Below are 14,912 nucleotides of genomic sequence, written 5' to 3'. Positions count from 1 at the left end.
TCTCTACTCGTCCAGAATCCAGGTGTCTTTGGTGCCGCCGCCCTGGCTCGAATTCACCACGAGCGAACCTTCCTTCAGCGCGACGCGCGTCAGCCCGCCCGGCACGATCGTGGTGCGCTTGCTGCCGGTGAGCACGAAGGGCCTGAGGTCGACGTGGCGCGGCGCAAGGCCACTTGCGGTGCAGGTCGGGCAGGTCGAGAGCGCCAGCGTCGGCTGGGCGATAAAGCCTTCCGGCTCGCGCTTGAGCTTTTCGCGGAACGCCTCGATCGTCGCTTTCGTCGCGGCGGGGCCGATCAGCATGCCGTAGCCGCCGGAGCCGTGCACCTCCTTGACGACGAGCTCGCCGAGATTGTCCAGCACGTAAGCCAGATCCTTCGGCTCACGGCAGCGCCAGGTCTGCACGTTCTTCAGGATCGGCTCCTCGCCGAGATAGAATTTCACGATGTCAGGCATGTAGGAGTAGATCGCCTTGTCGTCGGCGATGCCGGTGCCGACAGCGTTGGCGAGCGTGATATTGCCGGCCGCATAGGCCGACATCAGCCCGGGCACGCCGAGCACGGAGTCGGGGCGGAAGGTGAGGGGATCGAGGAAATCGTCGTCGACGCGGCGATAGATCACGTCGACCCGCTTCAGCCCTTCCGTCGTCCGCATGAACACTTCGTTGTTCTTGACGATGAGGTCGCGGCCCTCGACCAGCTCGATACCGAGCTTGTCGGCGAGGAAGGAGTGCTCGTAATAGGCGGAATTGTAGACGCCCGGCGTCAGCAGCGCGACGGTCGGCTCTCCGGAGGCGCTTTGCGGCGCGACCGAGCGCAAGGCCGCGAGCAGCTCGTCCGGATAGCGTTCGACCGGCGCCACCTTGTGGCGAGCGAACAGATCCGGAAACAGCCGCATCATGATCTCGCGGTTTTCCAGCATGTAGGACACGCCCGACGGCGTGCGCGCATTGTCCTCCAGCACGATGAAGTCCTCGGCGTCGACCCGGACGATGTCGATGCCGGCGATGTGCACGTAGACGTCGTGGGGCACCTGCTGGCCGTTCATCTCGGGGCGGAAGACCGGGTTCTGGAAGATCAGATCGTCAGGCACGACCTCCGCGCGCAGGATGTCGCGGCCGTGATAGATGTCGCGCAGGAACATGTTGAGCGCGCGCACGCGCTGCTTCAGGCCCTTCTCCAGCAGCGCCCATTCCTTGCCGGACATGATCCTGGGAATCACGTCGAAAGGGATCAGGCGCTCGGTGGACTCGGCCTCGCCATAGACCGCGAAGGTGATGCCGATGCGGCGAAACAGGAGCTCGGCTTCCTGGCGGCGATATTCGAGCGCCTCGGGCGGCGTCTCTTTGAGCCAGCGTGCCAGCTCCTGATAGGCGGGGCGAAGGTCCCCGCCGGGAATATTCATTTCGTCAAACGCGATTGCCATAGATCCCGACTTGTCTCCGCAAGGCGTTGCGCCAATGGTCAGGTCGGTGAGGTCCAGGTGCAGACCGCAACGTCCTGTGGCCATGCGGCAAGAGTGCATGACTTTCATGTGGTAGCAAGGGCCGGGCCAGCGCGATAAGCATGGTGGAGGGGCATTTGCCGGGGACGACTGGCGGCTTGCCTGAAAAAATGGCTGAGGACTGCTTATTTCGGCAGCAAAACCGCGTGACTTCAACGCGTTACCTCGGCAAAGTCGAGACGACAGGTGAGGGACTGAAGGCAATGAGCGAGATCGTCACGGCGGGCATTCTGGTCATCGGGGATGAAATCCTGTCCGGCCGGACCAAAGACAAGAATATCGGCTTCATCGCCGAATACCTGACCAATATCGGCATCGACCTGAAGGAAGTCCGGGTCGTCTCCGACGACGAGGCCGACATCATCGCCGCGTTGGATGCGCTGCGGCATCGCTACACCTATGTCTTCACCACCGGCGGCATCGGGCCGACCCATGACGACATCACCGCCGACAGCGTCGCCAAGGCCTTTGGCGTCGGCATCGACCATCACCCGGAGGTGGTCGCCCGTTTCCGCGAGCGCTGGAGCGAGCAGGATCTCAACGAGGCCCGCCTGCGCATGGCCCGCATCCCCAACGGCGCCGAGCTGATCCAGAGTGCGACCATCCTCGCGCCCGGATTCAAGATCGGCAATGTCATCGTCATGGCCGGCGTGCCCTCGATCATGCAGGCGATGATGGACATCGTCTCGCCCAAGCTGAAATCCGGCGTGCGCATGCTGTCCGAATCGGTCCGCGCCAATGCGCGGGAAGGCGACATCGGCAGCCCGCTGCGGGCGATCGCGGAGGCTCACCCGGACACCATCATCGGCAGCTATCCGTTCATGGACGAAGAGCAGAAGCCCAATACCAATCTGGTGGTACGCTCGCGCGATGCGGATAAGCTGGCGGCAGCGATGGCGGCGGTGAAGGACATGCTGGCGGGATTGAACATCACCCGCTAAAGCGCCGGGCGCGGCGCTTTAGCGTTTTATTCGAGCATGATCATGTCGGAAAACCGCTGCACACTTTTCCGGATCATGCTTTCGCGCCCGGCTTGCCGGACGTGTGACGAAGCAGGAGACGACAATGGCTGGTGAAGCACCGGAACTGAATGCGCAGGAGAAGGCCGGCAAGGCCTTCCCGGTGTCCTGGGACCAGTTCCACAGGGATTGCCGGGCGCTGACCTGGCGCCTCAACGAGGTCGGCCCGTTCCACGCGGTGATCGCGATCACCCGCGGCGGTCTGGTGCCGGCTGCGATCGTGGCCCGTGAGCTCGGCGTGCGCGTGATCGATACGGTCTGCATCGCCAGCTACGATCACAACAAGCAGGGCGAGCTTCAGGTGCTCAAGGGCATTTCCGAGGCGGCCATGAAGCTCGGCAACGGCACCGGCAAGGGGCTTTTGATCGTCGACGACCTCGTCGACACCGGCAAGACCGGCAGAATGGTGCGCGAGATGCTGCCGGATGCGCATTTCGCCACGGTCTATGCCAAGCCGATGGGACGTCCGCTGGTCGACACCTTCATCACCGAAGTGTCGCAGGACACGTGGATATTCTTCCCGTGGGACACCGCGCTGTCGTACCATCCACCGCTGCGCGACGGGGCGGCGTAGTTTTTCTTCGCCTCTCCCCGCGTGCGGGGAGAGGCCGCGCCGTAGGCGCGGGTGAGGGGGACTCTCCGCGAGTCCAGCTCTCACCGAGTTTGCGGAGGCTCCCCCTCATCCCGACCTTCTCCCCGCACGCGGGGAGAAGGAGAAGAGCCGCACCATGCCCCTGCAAAACCGCGTCACCCCCACCGGCGACATCATCGCCACCCCGCATCGCGGCATGTTCACCGGCAATCGGGGCATCATCCATGATCCCGCCACCAAGACGCTTCTGAAGAAGCGCTGGTCGACGCCAGCCTGGCTCACCTGCACCTGCGAATTCCGCGGCCGCCATCGCGAAGTGATGGCGCAGCGAAGCTGGACCGAGCTGTTCTTCCTGGACGAGGCCACCGCGCTCGCCGCCGGCCATCGCCCCTGCTTCTACTGCCGCCGCGACGATGCCAATCGATTCCGCAGCGCATGGGAGAAGGGCAATCGCGTGCACAATGTGCGCATGCACGACATCGACACGGTGTTGCACCACGAGCGGCTCGATCAGGGCAGGAAGCGGCTGCACGCGCTGCTGGTGCCGCTCGACCAGCTCCCTGACGGCGCGATGGTGCAGCAGGGCGAGGAGAGTTTTCTGGTGGTGCAGGGCAGGGCGTTGCTGTGGTCGCCGGCGGGTTATGTTGCCGATGCCCGCGAATTTGAAGGCGCGCAACTGCTGACGCCGCCTTCGACGCTGCGCGCCATGAATGCCGGCTACGAGATCACGATGCATCCTAGTGCACAGAACGCCGCGTAGCTACTTCAGCGGCCGTCCCTGTTCGTCGACCGTCGTGCGCGCGTCGCGCAGGGCCCATTCGCGGATGATCTGCCGGCAACGGGTGAGTTCGGCCTCGCTGACACTGCCGGCCGCCTTCTCGGCGCGTTCCACCATCGTCTTGCAGTTGAGCAGCACGGAGCGATCCTCCGCATGCATAGGCGAGGTGATCGCCGCAAAGACTGCGGCGACGAGCAGCGTCCGGACGTCCACCATCAGCCGAGCTTCTCGCGCGCCAGCGCGGCGCCGGCGCCAAGCGCCATCAGCTTGGCTTCGGCGATCTCGCGCCGCATCGGCGCCATGCCGCAATTGGTGGTGGCGATGATGTTGCTCTTCGGCACGAACTTCGAGACGGCGTCGATCACCTGCACGACGTCCTCGGCGGTCTCGACCGTGTCGCTGGCGACATCGATCACACCGGCCTGCACGATCTTGTTCTTGAGCAGCGCGAGCAGGTCGAGCGGCACTTTCGAATTGCGGCACTCGATCGCGACCTGCTGGATCGGACTGGCGTCGATCGCCGGAAAGATCTGCTCGTATTGCCGCCATTGGCTGCCTAACGTCTCCTTCCAGTCGGTGTTGGCCTTGATGCCGTAGCCGTAGCAGATGTGCACGGCGGTGGTGCAGGTCAGGCTCTGCGCGGCGCGCTCCAGCGCCTTGATGCCCCAGTCGTTGACCTCGTCCATGTAGACGTTGAAGGCGGGCTCGTCGAACTGCACGAGATCGACGCCGTCGGCCTGCAAGGCCTTGGCCTCCTCGTTGAGCAGCTCGGCGAAGGCGAACGCCATCTTGACGCGGTCGCCGTAATAACGGTCGGCGATCGTGTCGATGATCGTCATCGGGCCCGGCAGGGTGAATTTCAGCTTCTTCTTCGTATGCGTGCGTGCCACTTGCGCCTCAAAGGCGTGGACGCGGCCCTTGAGCCGGAGCGGGGCGACCACCTGCGGCACCATCGCCTTGTAGCGATCTTTCCGGATGCCCATCTCGACCTTGTGGGCGAAATCGATGCCCTCGATCTTCTCCAGAAAACCGTGCACGAAGTGCTGGCGGGCCTGCTCGCCCTCGGTGACGATGTCGATGCCGGCGTCCTCCTGGACCTTAAGCCAGATCAGCGTCGCGTCGCGCTTGGCGCGGAGCAACTCGTCGCCTTGGGACTTCCAGGGCGCCCAGAGCATGTTGGGCTCGGCGAGCCATTCGGGCTTCGGCAAGGAGCCGGCGATCGTGGTTGGAAACAGCATGGCGGCCCTCCCGGCAGGTTGAGTTGCGCCCCTTCCTGCCATGTCCTAACGTCGAGGTACAGAACAACGAAAGTCGCTCTCTATTCCAGCGGCGACGCCAGGGAAGGCCGAAGGGAAAGGCCCAAAGGAAAGGCCAGAGGACAGGTCATGATCGACCTCTATTATGCGCCGACGCCGAACGGCTGGAAAATCTCGATCATGCTGGAGGAACTCGGGCTTCCCTACACCGTGAAGCCGGTCAATATCCGCGCCGGCGAGCAGTTCAGCCCCGAGTTTCTGGCGATCTCCCCCAACAACCGCATTCCCGCGATCGTCGATCATGACCCGGCCGATGGCGGTGCGCCGTTCTCGGCGTTCGAGACCGGCGCAATCCTGATCTATCTGGCGGAGAAGACCGGCCGTTTCCTACCCACCGATCTGCGCGGCCGCTCCACCACCATCCAATGGGTGATGTGGCAAATGGGAGGGCTGGGGCCGATGCTCGGCCAGCACGGTCATTTCGCGCTCTATGCGGCAGAGAAAATTCCCTACGCGATCGAGCGCTACCGCGACGAGGCGGCGCGGCTCTATGGCGTGCTCGACCGGCAGCTCGGCAAGACCGGCGCCTATCTCGCCGGCGACTATTCCATCGCCGACATCGCCTGCTTTCCCTGGACCATGACCCACAAGGCGCAGGGTTTTACCCTCGACGACTATCCGAGCGTGAGGCGCTGGTACGCTGAGGTGCGCGCCCGGCCGCAGGTGCAGGCAGGGCTTGCGATTGGAAAATTCGTGAAGGAGCCGTTCGACGAGGAATCACGCAAGATCATGTTCGGGCAACGGGCTAAGGAAGTGCTGGGAAGGAAGTAGCCGTCATTCCGGGGCGCGCGAAGCGCGAGCTACGGTGCGCAATTGCGCACCTGAGAATCCATCGGGCCGCAGAACAACAGGCGAAATGGATTCCGGGCCTGCGCCTTGCGGCGCATCCCGGAATGACAGACAGACAAAGGAAACGCCATGATCGAATTCTTCTTCGACTGCTCCAGCCCCTGGACTTATCTCGCCTTCCACAACATCCAGCCGCTGGCAAAGGAGCTTGGCGCCGAGATCGTCTGGCGGCCGATCCTGGTCGGCGGCATCTTCAACACGGTCAACCCAAGCGTCTACGCGCAGCGCGAGACGCCGGTGCCGCTGAAGGCGCGCTATATGAAGAAGGACCTCTCCGACTGGGCGCGCTCGGCGGGCCTCGCCATCAAGATGCCGCCGACGGTGTTTCCGGTGAACAGCGTCAAGGCGATGCGCGGCTGCATCTGGCTCGGTAAGGAGATGGTGCCGTTCGCGACATCAGTGTTCGAGACCTATTGGGGCGGCGACAAGGACATCTCGCAGGACGCGGTGCTGGCTGAGATATGCAAGAAGGTCGGGATTGACGAGCAAAAGTTCTTCGCCGGCATTTCCGAGCAGGGCATCAAGGATCAGCTCAAGGCCAATACGGAGGAGGTCGTGGCGCGCGGCGGCTTCGGCTCGCCGACCATCTTCGTGAACAAGATCGACATGTATTTCGGCAATGATCGCCTGCCGTTGATCCGCGAGGCTCTGCTGCGCAGCAAGGCGAGCGCGGCCTGATGGTGCGCGCTGTTGTCTGCCGCGCGCTCGGCGCGCCCGAAACCTTGCGGCTGGAGGAGTTTCCGTCGCGCGTCCTGAAGCCGGGCGAGGTGCGCGTTGCGATCCGTGCCGCTGGTTTGAATTTCCCTGATGTGCTGATGGCGGCCGGCGAATACCAGCTCAAGCCCGAGCTGCCGTTCACGCCGGGCATGGAAGCCGCCGGCGACGTCACCGAGGTCGGTGCGGAGGCGAGGGGCGTTGCCGTCGGCGACAAGGTCATCGTGAAAATGCGCCACGGCGCCTTCACCGATGAGGCCGTGGTGACGCCGGCGCAGCTCACGCCGATGCCGTCGACGTTCGATTATGCGGAGGCTGCGACCTATCTTGCCGGCCACGGCACCGCCTATCACGCGCTGATCGATCGCGGCCGGGTCGAGCCGGGCGAGGTGCTGCTGGTGCATGGCGCCGGCGGCGGCGTCGGTCTTGCCGCCGTCGAGATCGGCAAGATGCTCGGCGCGACCGTGATCGCGACCGCCTCCAGCGACGAGAAGCTCGCGATCGCGAAATCGCGCGGCGCCGACCATCTCGTGCGCTACGACCGCGAGCCGTTCCGCGATGCGGTCAAGCGCATCACCGACGGCCGCGGCGCGGACGTGGTGTTCGATCCCGTCGGCGGCGAGGTCTTCGAGAACTCGATGCGCTGCATCGCCTGGGGCGCCCGGCTCCTGGTGATCGGTTTTACCGGCGGCATCGGTTCGGCCAAGACCAACCTGCTGCTGATCAAGGGCGCCAGCGTGCTAGGGGTGCGCGCCGGCGAAGCCGTGCGGAAAAACCCCGCGCTGGGCGAGGTGCGCCTGAAGGCGCTCTTGCAGTGGGCGGAGGAGGGCAAGCTCCGTCCCAACGTCTCGCACCGCCTGCCGCTGGAGGATTACGCGAAGGCGATGCGGCTGTTGATCGATCGCAAGGCGATCGGGCGTGTGGCGCTGGTGATGCAGTGACGGTGCCGTGGTGACGGTGCCGTAGGGTGGGCAAAGGCGCTCTTGCGCCGTGCCCACCATCTCTCAATGATAACGAAAGAACGTGGGCACGCTTCGCTTTGCTCACCCTACGAGAAGTCGCGAAAGCCTCACTTATACTCCCGCTCCGTCCACCACGGGAAATAGTCCGGCATATCGCTCGACACCTTGTTCTTGAACTGCGCCGGGCGCTTCTCCAGGAACGAGACCACGCCTTCCTTCACATCGTCCGAGCGGCCGCGGGTGTAGATGCCGCGGCTGTCGACCTTATGGGCCTCCATAGGATCGTCGGCGCCCATCATGCGCCACATCATCTGGCGGATCAGCGCCACCGAGACCGGGGCGGTCTTGGCGGCGAACTCCTTGGCGAGCGCGCGGGCGGTGGGCAGCAGATCATCGGGAGCTACGACCTTGCTGACGAGGCGTCCGGCGAGGGCTTCCTGCGCGGGGAAGACGCGGCCCGAATAGCACCATTCCAGCGCCTGCGAGATGCCGACGATGCGCGGCAGGAACCAGCTCGAGGCCGCCTCCGGCACGATGCCGCGCTGGGAGAACACGAAGCCGAACCGCGCGGCTTCGGATGCAATGCGGATGTCCATCGCGAGCTGCATGGTGACGCCGATGCCGACCGCAGGTCCGTTCACCGCGGCGATCACGGGCTTGAGGCATTTGAAGATGCGCAAGGTCACCTGGCCGCCGCCGTCGCGCACCTGCGGATCGCTGTAATCGACCTTGCCGTCGGCGAAACGTTTCACCGGCCCGCGCCGCGCGTCGCGATCGAACGTGTCGGCGCCTGACGACAGATCGGCGCCCGCGCAAAAGCCGCGGCCGGCGCCGGTGACGATGATGGCGCGGACATTGTCGTCCTTGTCGGCGGCGTCGAACGCGTCGATCAGCTCGGCTTGCATCTGAGCGTTGAAGGCGTTGAGCTTGTCGGGCCGGTTCAGCGTGATGGTGAGGATCTGCTCGGCGACCTCGTATTTGATCGTCTCATACGCCATGGGGGGTCCTTCCCTTGTCTCTTTGTCGTTTTCTCTAGCACGTCATTCCGGGGCGCGCGAAGCGCGAGCCCGGAATCCATCTCTCCGCGCCAGTAGCGCCCATGAATGGATTCCGGGCTTGCGCCAAGAGGGCGCAACCCGGAATGACGGTGCGTTTAATGAGCCGGCGGCTTCGGCCAGGGCCGCTGCGTTCCGCGCAGGCCCTCAAAGGCCTTGGCCATGCCGAGCACGCCGATATCGTCGAAGCGGCGTCCGACGATCTGCACGCCGATGGGAAAACCCTTGGCATCGAAGCCGCCATTGATGGAGACGGCCGGGTTCTCCGACATATTCCACGGCACGGTATAGGCGATGTGCTCGAACGGCTTCATGGGATCGTTGATCGGTGAGGCCCATTCCGCCGGAAAATTCACGTTCGGCGCGGTCGGCGAGATCACGTAGTCGAGCTCGCAGAACAGCTTTGACGCCGCAGCGCGGATCGCCATGGTCTGGTTGAAGCCACGGATGACGTCGACGCCCGACAATTTCGCGCCGGACTCGCCCCATTTGAAGATGTAGGGCAGCACTTTTGCCTGTTCGGCCGGCGTCAACTTGGCGAGGTCGTCCCACATCCGCGCGCGCCAGAAATTGTCGAGGCCGTCGAGCATCTCGCGGGTGAGGATGCCGTCGACTTCGGTGACGACGCTGCCTGCGGACTCGAATGCCTTCGCGGCCTTCACCGCGACCTCGCGCACCGGCTTCTCCAGCGCCATGCCGCATCCGGGATCGAGCATCAGGCCGATGCGCAGTTTTCGCGGCGACTTCTCCAGTCCCTTCCAGTTGAGCGGCTCGGCGGGCAGGCTCATGCCGTCGCGCCGGTCGGGCTTTGCGATCACGCTCATCATCAGCGCGCAATCATCGACCGTGCGGGTCATCGGACCGGCGACGCGGCCGACATAGGTGGGATCGATCGGCACGCGGCCAAAGCTCGGCTTCAGGCCGACGAGGCCACACCAGCCCGCGGGCAGGCGCACCGAGCCGCCGATATCTGTGCCGAGATGCAAGGGGCCGTAGCCGGCCGCCGCAGCAGAGCCCGCGCCCGCGCTGGAGCCGCCGGGATTCTTGGAGAGGTCCCAAGGATTGCGCGCGAGCGCATGGAAAGAGGAGAGCCCCGAGGACAGCATACCGTAATCGGGCATGGTGGTCTTGGCGAAGATCACCGCGCCTGCCTCGCGCAACCGCGCGGCGGGCGGGGCGTCCTTCTCGGCTGGCACAAGCTTGACGGAGGCCGCGCCCAGCGGCACCGGCACGCCCTTGGTGGCGATGTTGTCCTTCACCGTGACGGGCACGCCGTCGAGCGGGCCCGAGGGTTCGCCGCCGGTCCAGCGCGCGGTCGAGGCCTTGGCGACCTCGCGCGCGCTGTCGGGATCGAATGCATAGAGCGCCTTCAGGTGCGGCTCCCACGCAGCGACATGCGCGAGCACGTCCTCCAGCACCTCGCTCGGCGAGAATTGTTTTGCGCGATAGCCCGCGATCAGGTCGACCGCGGACAGATCGTGCAGCGAGGTGATGGCTTCGTCGACGCTCTTGTGCATTGCTAGCTCACCGGCATGCGCGTTTCGATGATCCGGGCGAACATGCTGGCGCCGATCGGCAGGATCTTGTCGTCGAGCACGAAGCCGGGATTGTGCACCGGCACCGAGCCGTCATGGCCGACCCAGAAATAGGCGCCGGGAATGGTCTGCAGCATGTCGGCGAAATCCTCGCTGCCCATCTTCGGCTGGGCGCGGGTGATCACGTTGGCCGGATCGACCACGGTGCGCGCGACCTCCTCGACCACCTTGGACTGCTCGACCTGGTTGACCAGCACGCCGAAGGTGTCGCGGATGTCGGCCTCGATCTCGCACTGATAAGCGGCCGCAACGCCGGCGCAGATCGTGCGGATGCGTTCGGCGATCAGGGCGCGGACTTCATTGGAGAAGGTCCGGATCGTGCCGCACAGATGCGCATCGCCGGGAATGACGTTGTAGGCCGAGCCGGCATGAATCTGGGTGATCGAGATGACGGCGGCCTGCAGCGGGTCGACGTTGCGGCTGACGATGGTCTGGATCGCCTGCGCCAGCGTGGTGGCGATGATCACCGCGTCCTTGGAGCGCTCGGGCATCGCGCCATGCGCGCCATAGCCGGTGATGCGGAGATCGATGAAGTCGGCGCCGGCCATCGCGGGGCCGGGCAGGATCGCGATCTCGCCATGGTTGAGGTCGGGCGCGTTGTGCAGGCCGTAGAGTTCGTCGCACGGAAACTTCTCGAACAGCCCGTCCTTGATCATCGCGCGGGCGCCGCCGAGGCCTTCCTCGGCCGGCTGGAAGATCAGATGCACGGTGCCGTCGAAATTCCGGGTCTCGGCGAGATAGCGCGCGGTGCCGAGCAGAATGGTGGTGTGGCCGTCATGGCCGCAACCGTGGAAGCGGCCAGGGATCTTCGAGCTCCATTTCAGATTGGTGTTCTCTTCCATCGGCAGCGCGTCCATGTCGGCGCGCAGGCCGATGCGCTTGCTGCCCGAACCGTTGCCCTTGATGACGCCGATCACGCCGGTGCCGCCGAGACCGCGATGCACCTCGATGCCCCAGCTCGTGAGCTTGTCGGCGACGATGCCGGACGTCCGCACTTCCTCGAAGCCGATCTCGGGATGGGCGTGGAGGTCGCGCCTGATGGCGGTGAGTTCGTCGGCGTAGCCGTCGATGCGGTCGATCGTGGGCATGGGTTCCTGTCCGGTTAGCGTGAAGGAGGATTGAAGACGGGGCCGTTCGGCTTGATGCGGATGCCCGGACGCAGGCGCGTCCAGGGCAGCGAGGCGGTATCGGCCGGCATCGCGCCGGGCGCGGCGCAGATCATCAGCTTTTCCGCGATCGGCTCGAAGTCGGCGCGGAAATGCACCGAGCTCTTGTTGACCAAAATCTTCTCCTGCGTCGGCTCGATGCCGACATAGCGGTACATCGCCTGGTCCGCGAGCTGGGCCTTGTGCGAGGAGACGACGACGCGGACGTCGCCGATGCGCAAGGCTGCGGAGGGGCCCATCTCCATCTCGCGGCCGCCATAATAGGGGCCGGGCGCGATGAAGCGGCCGTCGGAGAGCTTTTCGACGACGAACGTCTCGCGATAGGGCTCGTCGCCGGGAATGCCGGACTTGCCGCCGAGCGCCAGCGTCACAGTGGCGCCGACGCCGGCCGCATGCGCGGCCCTGGCCGATTCCGGATCGTAGATCGCCCCGGTCGCGGCGCTTGCCTTGTTGCGCACCAGCGCGCGCAGCATGCCCGTGGTGTCGGAATCGCCGCCGGCGCCGGGATTGTCCTGGGTGTCGGCGATGATGATCGGCTTGCTCGCGGTCTTCGAAAGTTCCATGGCGTGGCGCACGCCGTCGTCGGGCGACCAGATCTTGCCGTCGAAATCGTCCTCGTGGCTTTCGATCAGCTTGACGATCGTGTCCGCCGCGCGGTCGGCGTCCGCTTGCGTCCTGCCATAGGCGAACACGCTCGGGCCGCAGTCGCGGAAATCGGCGGCGGGGAAGCCCGGCGCAAAGGAAAGGGTCGGAACCGCATCGCTCTCGAGGCTAGCGAGCTTCTGGTAGATGCCCCTGGTCGGCTGGTCGTTGGTGCACTGCCAGCTGATCGGGATCAGGAACGGCAATTGCCGGAACGCCTTGGCAAAGCGCTGCTTCGTCTTCAGCAGCAGCGCGAGATGGTGCGCGGCGGCGCGGCCGGTGTCGGCCATGTCGACATGGGGATAGGTGCGGTAGGCGATCAGCGCGTCGGCATGCTCCATCATCTCGGGCGTGACGTTGGCGTGCAGGTCGAGGCTTGCGACCAGCGGAACATCCTTGCCGATGACGCGGCGCACGCGCGCCAGGATTTCACCTTCGCCGTCGTCGAGATGCTCGGTCACCATGGCGCCGTGCAGGTCCAGATAGACGGCGTCGATCGGGCCGGCGGCTTTGATGCCGTCGACCATGACCTTCACGATGCGCTCGAAGGCGTCCTTGGTAACGTGGGCGGACGGGCTCGCGCCGCAGGCGATGGTCGGAATGAGTTCCCAGCCATTGGCCTCGGTGCTGTCGGCGAAGCCGGCAAGGCCGACATTGATGCGCCGCATCACCTTCAGCACGTCGGCGCCTTCGGTCATCGCGGGCCAGCCGCCGCCATGCTGGAAGTCGGCGAACGTCGCCTTGGTCGGGGCGAAGGTGTTGGTCTCGTGCAGGAAGCCGCCGACGGCGATACGTGTCATCAATTCAGGTCCAGTCGATCAAGAAGGCGCGACGTTAGCCTTGGCCTTGAGGAGAGAGCAAGGCGGGAAGCAATCGCGCCATGCATAGGGTCAAGCTGTTTTGGGAATGCTGCTCCGCCGTCATTCCGGGGCGCGCCACTTGGCGCGAGCCCGGAATCCATCAGGCGGCAGACTCTGCCGCGCGATGGATTCCGGGCTCATCGCTTCGCGATGCCCCGGAATGACAGTGGAGAGATTACACGCTGGCCGCCACGCCCTCCGACACCGGCCGGAAGTTCGCAAAATCCCAGTTGCGGCCGGGGGCGGCGTCGAGGAGCGCCTTGGTATAAGCCTCCTTTGGATGCGTCAGCACCTCGGCGGCGGGGCCCTGTTCGACCACGCGGCCGTGCTGCATCACTACGACCTCGTCGCAGATTTGCGCGGCGACGCGCAAGTCGTGGGTGATGAACAGGATGGCGATGCCGAGCCGCTTCTGGATCTCGTCCAGCAGTTCCAGCACCTGCGCCTGCACCGAGACGTCGAGCGCGGAGACCGCTTCGTCCGCGACCAGCACGTCCGGATCAAGCGCGAGCGCGCGCGCAATGGCGATGCGCTGGCGCTGGCCGCCGGAGAACTGGTGCGGATAGCGCGACACCGCGTCGGCCGGCAGGCCGACCAGCTCGAGCAATTCGCGGGCGCGCTTCATCGCATCCGCGTGCGAGACGCCGTAATTGATCGGCCCTTCCGCGATGCTCTCGCCGACGGTGACGCGCGGGTTGAGCGAGCGGTAGGGATCCTGGAACACGATCTGGATCTTCTGCCGGTGCGGCTGGAGCAGGCGGCGCGAGATGTCCGAAATCTCGCGGCCGGCAAGTCGCACGCCGCCGGAGGTCGGATCGATCAGGCGCACGATGCAGCGCGCCACGGTCGACTTGCCCGAGCCGCTCTCGCCGACGATGCCGAGCGTGCGGCCCTTGCGCAGCGTCAGCGTCACCTTGTCGGCGGCGACGACCTCGCGGCCTTTGCCGAAGAAGGCGCGCTCCTTGTAGATCTTGCTGAGGTCGTTGGTCTCGAGCACGACGGGCTCGCGGCTCTCCTCGCGCGGCGACCGCGGCACCAGGCTCGGCACCGACGCCAGCAAATTGCGGGTGTAGTCCATCGATGGTTTGCGCAGCACGGTCTCGAGCGGGCCGGTCTCGACCAGCCGTCCCTGCCGCATCACCGCGACGCGGTCGGCGATCTCGGCGACCACGCCCATGTCATGGGTGATGAACAAGACGGCGGTGCCGTGATCGCGCTGGAGGTCGCGGATCAATGTCAGGATCTGCTTCTGCGTGGTGACGTCGAGCGCGGTGGTCGGCTCGTCCGCGATCAGCAGCTTCGGCTCCAGCACGAGGGCCATCGCGATCATGATGCGCTGGCGCTGGCCGCCGGAGAGGCGGTGCGGGTAGGAGGCGAAGATGCGCTCGACCTGGGGCAGGCGGACCTGCTCCATCATGTCGAGGATGCGCTTCTTGCGCGCCCTGGCGTCGAGATCGGTGTGGGCGCGCAGCACCTCGTCGATCTGGCGGCCGACCGGCACGACCGGATTGAGCGCGGTCATCGGCTCCTGGAAGATCATCGCCATCTGCGTCGCGCGTAGCTGGCGCAGGCGGCGGTCGGTCGCGGTGAGCAGCTCCTCGCCGACCAGCTTGATGCTGCCGGAGGTCGGCACCAGCGTGCCCTTCGGCAACAGGCCCATGGTGGTGAGCGAGGTCACCGACTTGCCCGAGCCGCTTTCGCCGACGAGGCACAGCGTCTCGCGCTCGCGCACCTGGATCGAGATGCCGTCGATGATCTTCGCGCCGCCCGGCCTCTTGCCGACGGAGACGACGAGGTTGTTGATGTCGAGGACGGTGTTGGTCACTTCAATTCTCTCCGCCGTCATTGGGCGCGCGCAGCGCGA

The 14,912-nt window shown here is 65.4% G+C and carries 14 protein-coding genes; 6 read left to right on the top strand and 8 right to left on the bottom strand.

Going from position 1 to position 14,912, the window contains the following annotated elements:
* Positions 1 to 3: 3 nt before the first annotated feature.
* Positions 4 to 1,422: a circularly permuted type 2 ATP-grasp protein gene (locus tag WN72_RS30620; protein ID WP_027560127.1), complete on the bottom strand. Its 1,419-nt coding sequence runs from the start codon at positions 1,420 to 1,422 to the stop codon at positions 4 to 6.
* Between the two features lie 281 nt (positions 1,423 to 1,703).
* Between WN72_RS30620 and WN72_RS30615 the strand changes: the two genes are divergently transcribed.
* From WN72_RS30615 to WN72_RS30605, 3 genes are all read left to right on the top strand, one after another.
* Positions 1,704 to 2,441: a competence/damage-inducible protein A gene (locus WN72_RS30615; protein WP_092213608.1), complete on the top strand. Its 738-nt coding sequence runs from the start codon at positions 1,704 to 1,706 to the stop codon at positions 2,439 to 2,441.
* A 124-nt stretch (positions 2,442 to 2,565) separates the two neighbouring features.
* Positions 2,566 to 3,093 (top strand): xanthine phosphoribosyltransferase, encoded by a 528-nt coding sequence (gene gpt, locus WN72_RS30610; protein WP_027560125.1) that lies wholly within the window; start codon positions 2,566 to 2,568, stop codon positions 3,091 to 3,093.
* 154 nt (positions 3,094 to 3,247) lie between these two features.
* Positions 3,248 to 3,871: a hypothetical protein gene (locus WN72_RS30605; protein WP_027560124.1), complete on the top strand. Its 624-nt coding sequence runs from the start codon at positions 3,248 to 3,250 to the stop codon at positions 3,869 to 3,871.
* Here WN72_RS30605 and WN72_RS30600 read toward each other — a convergent pair whose 3' ends face one another.
* Together WN72_RS30600 and WN72_RS30595 are read right to left on the bottom strand one after the other, a co-directional pair.
* The gene (locus WN72_RS30600) at positions 3,872 to 4,105 is read right to left on the bottom strand and encodes a hypothetical protein (RefSeq protein WP_035729475.1); all 234 of its coding nucleotides are present in this window, start codon (positions 4,103 to 4,105) and stop codon (positions 3,872 to 3,874) included.
* Complete coding sequence (locus WN72_RS30595; RefSeq protein WP_027560122.1) at positions 4,105 to 5,127, bottom strand: methionine synthase; 1,023 nt, start codon at positions 5,125 to 5,127, stop codon at positions 4,105 to 4,107. The genes WN72_RS30600 and WN72_RS30595 overlap by 1 nt, the downstream gene beginning before the upstream one ends.
* A 147-nt stretch (positions 5,128 to 5,274) precedes the next feature.
* Between WN72_RS30595 and WN72_RS30590 the strand changes: the two genes are divergently transcribed.
* The 3 genes from WN72_RS30590 to WN72_RS30580 all read left to right on the top strand — a co-directional run bounded on the left by WN72_RS30590 (position 5,275) and on the right by WN72_RS30580 (position 7,709).
* A complete protein-coding gene (locus WN72_RS30590; RefSeq protein WP_092213610.1) occupies positions 5,275 to 5,976 on the top strand; it encodes a glutathione S-transferase N-terminal domain-containing protein in 702 nt (233 codons plus the stop codon).
* A gap of 147 nt (positions 5,977 to 6,123) precedes the next feature.
* Positions 6,124 to 6,732 (top strand): 2-hydroxychromene-2-carboxylate isomerase, encoded by a 609-nt coding sequence (locus WN72_RS30585; RefSeq protein WP_092213612.1) that lies wholly within the window; start codon positions 6,124 to 6,126, stop codon positions 6,730 to 6,732.
* Positions 6,732 to 7,709, top strand: coding sequence for an NADPH:quinone oxidoreductase family protein (locus WN72_RS30580; RefSeq protein WP_092213614.1), 978 nt, complete (start codon positions 6,732 to 6,734; stop codon positions 7,707 to 7,709). Before WN72_RS30585 ends, WN72_RS30580 begins: the two co-directional genes overlap by 1 nt.
* Positions 7,710 to 7,837: 128 nt before the next feature.
* Here the strand turns inward: WN72_RS30580 and WN72_RS30575 are convergent, their stop codons facing one another.
* The 5 genes from WN72_RS30575 to WN72_RS30555 form a co-directional block, all read right to left on the bottom strand.
* Positions 7,838 to 8,728, bottom strand: a complete 891-nt coding sequence (locus WN72_RS30575) for a crotonase/enoyl-CoA hydratase family protein (protein ID WP_092213616.1) — start codon at positions 8,726 to 8,728, stop codon at positions 7,838 to 7,840.
* Between the two features lie 155 nt (positions 8,729 to 8,883).
* Complete coding sequence (locus WN72_RS30570) at positions 8,884 to 10,302, bottom strand: amidase (RefSeq protein ID WP_092213618.1); 1,419 nt, start codon at positions 10,300 to 10,302, stop codon at positions 8,884 to 8,886.
* A gap of 2 nt (positions 10,303 to 10,304) precedes the next feature.
* Positions 10,305 to 11,468, bottom strand: a complete 1,164-nt coding sequence (locus WN72_RS30565) for a M20 aminoacylase family protein (RefSeq protein WP_092213620.1) — start codon at positions 11,466 to 11,468, stop codon at positions 10,305 to 10,307.
* Positions 11,469 to 11,482: 14 nt separating this feature from the next.
* Positions 11,483 to 12,988, bottom strand: coding sequence for a M81 family metallopeptidase (locus tag WN72_RS30560; RefSeq protein WP_092213622.1), 1,506 nt, complete (start codon positions 12,986 to 12,988; stop codon positions 11,483 to 11,485).
* Positions 12,989 to 13,223: 235 nt separating this feature from the next.
* Positions 13,224 to 14,873, bottom strand: a complete 1,650-nt coding sequence (locus WN72_RS30555) for an ABC transporter ATP-binding protein (protein ID WP_027560114.1) — start codon at positions 14,871 to 14,873, stop codon at positions 13,224 to 13,226.
* Positions 14,874 to 14,912: the final 39 nt, after the last annotated feature.

This window comes from Bradyrhizobium arachidis (assembly GCF_015291705.1).
GTDB classification, from domain to species: Bacteria; Pseudomonadota; Alphaproteobacteria; order Rhizobiales; family Xanthobacteraceae; genus Bradyrhizobium; species Bradyrhizobium arachidis.
This window is presented reverse-complemented; position numbering and strand designations above follow the sequence as displayed.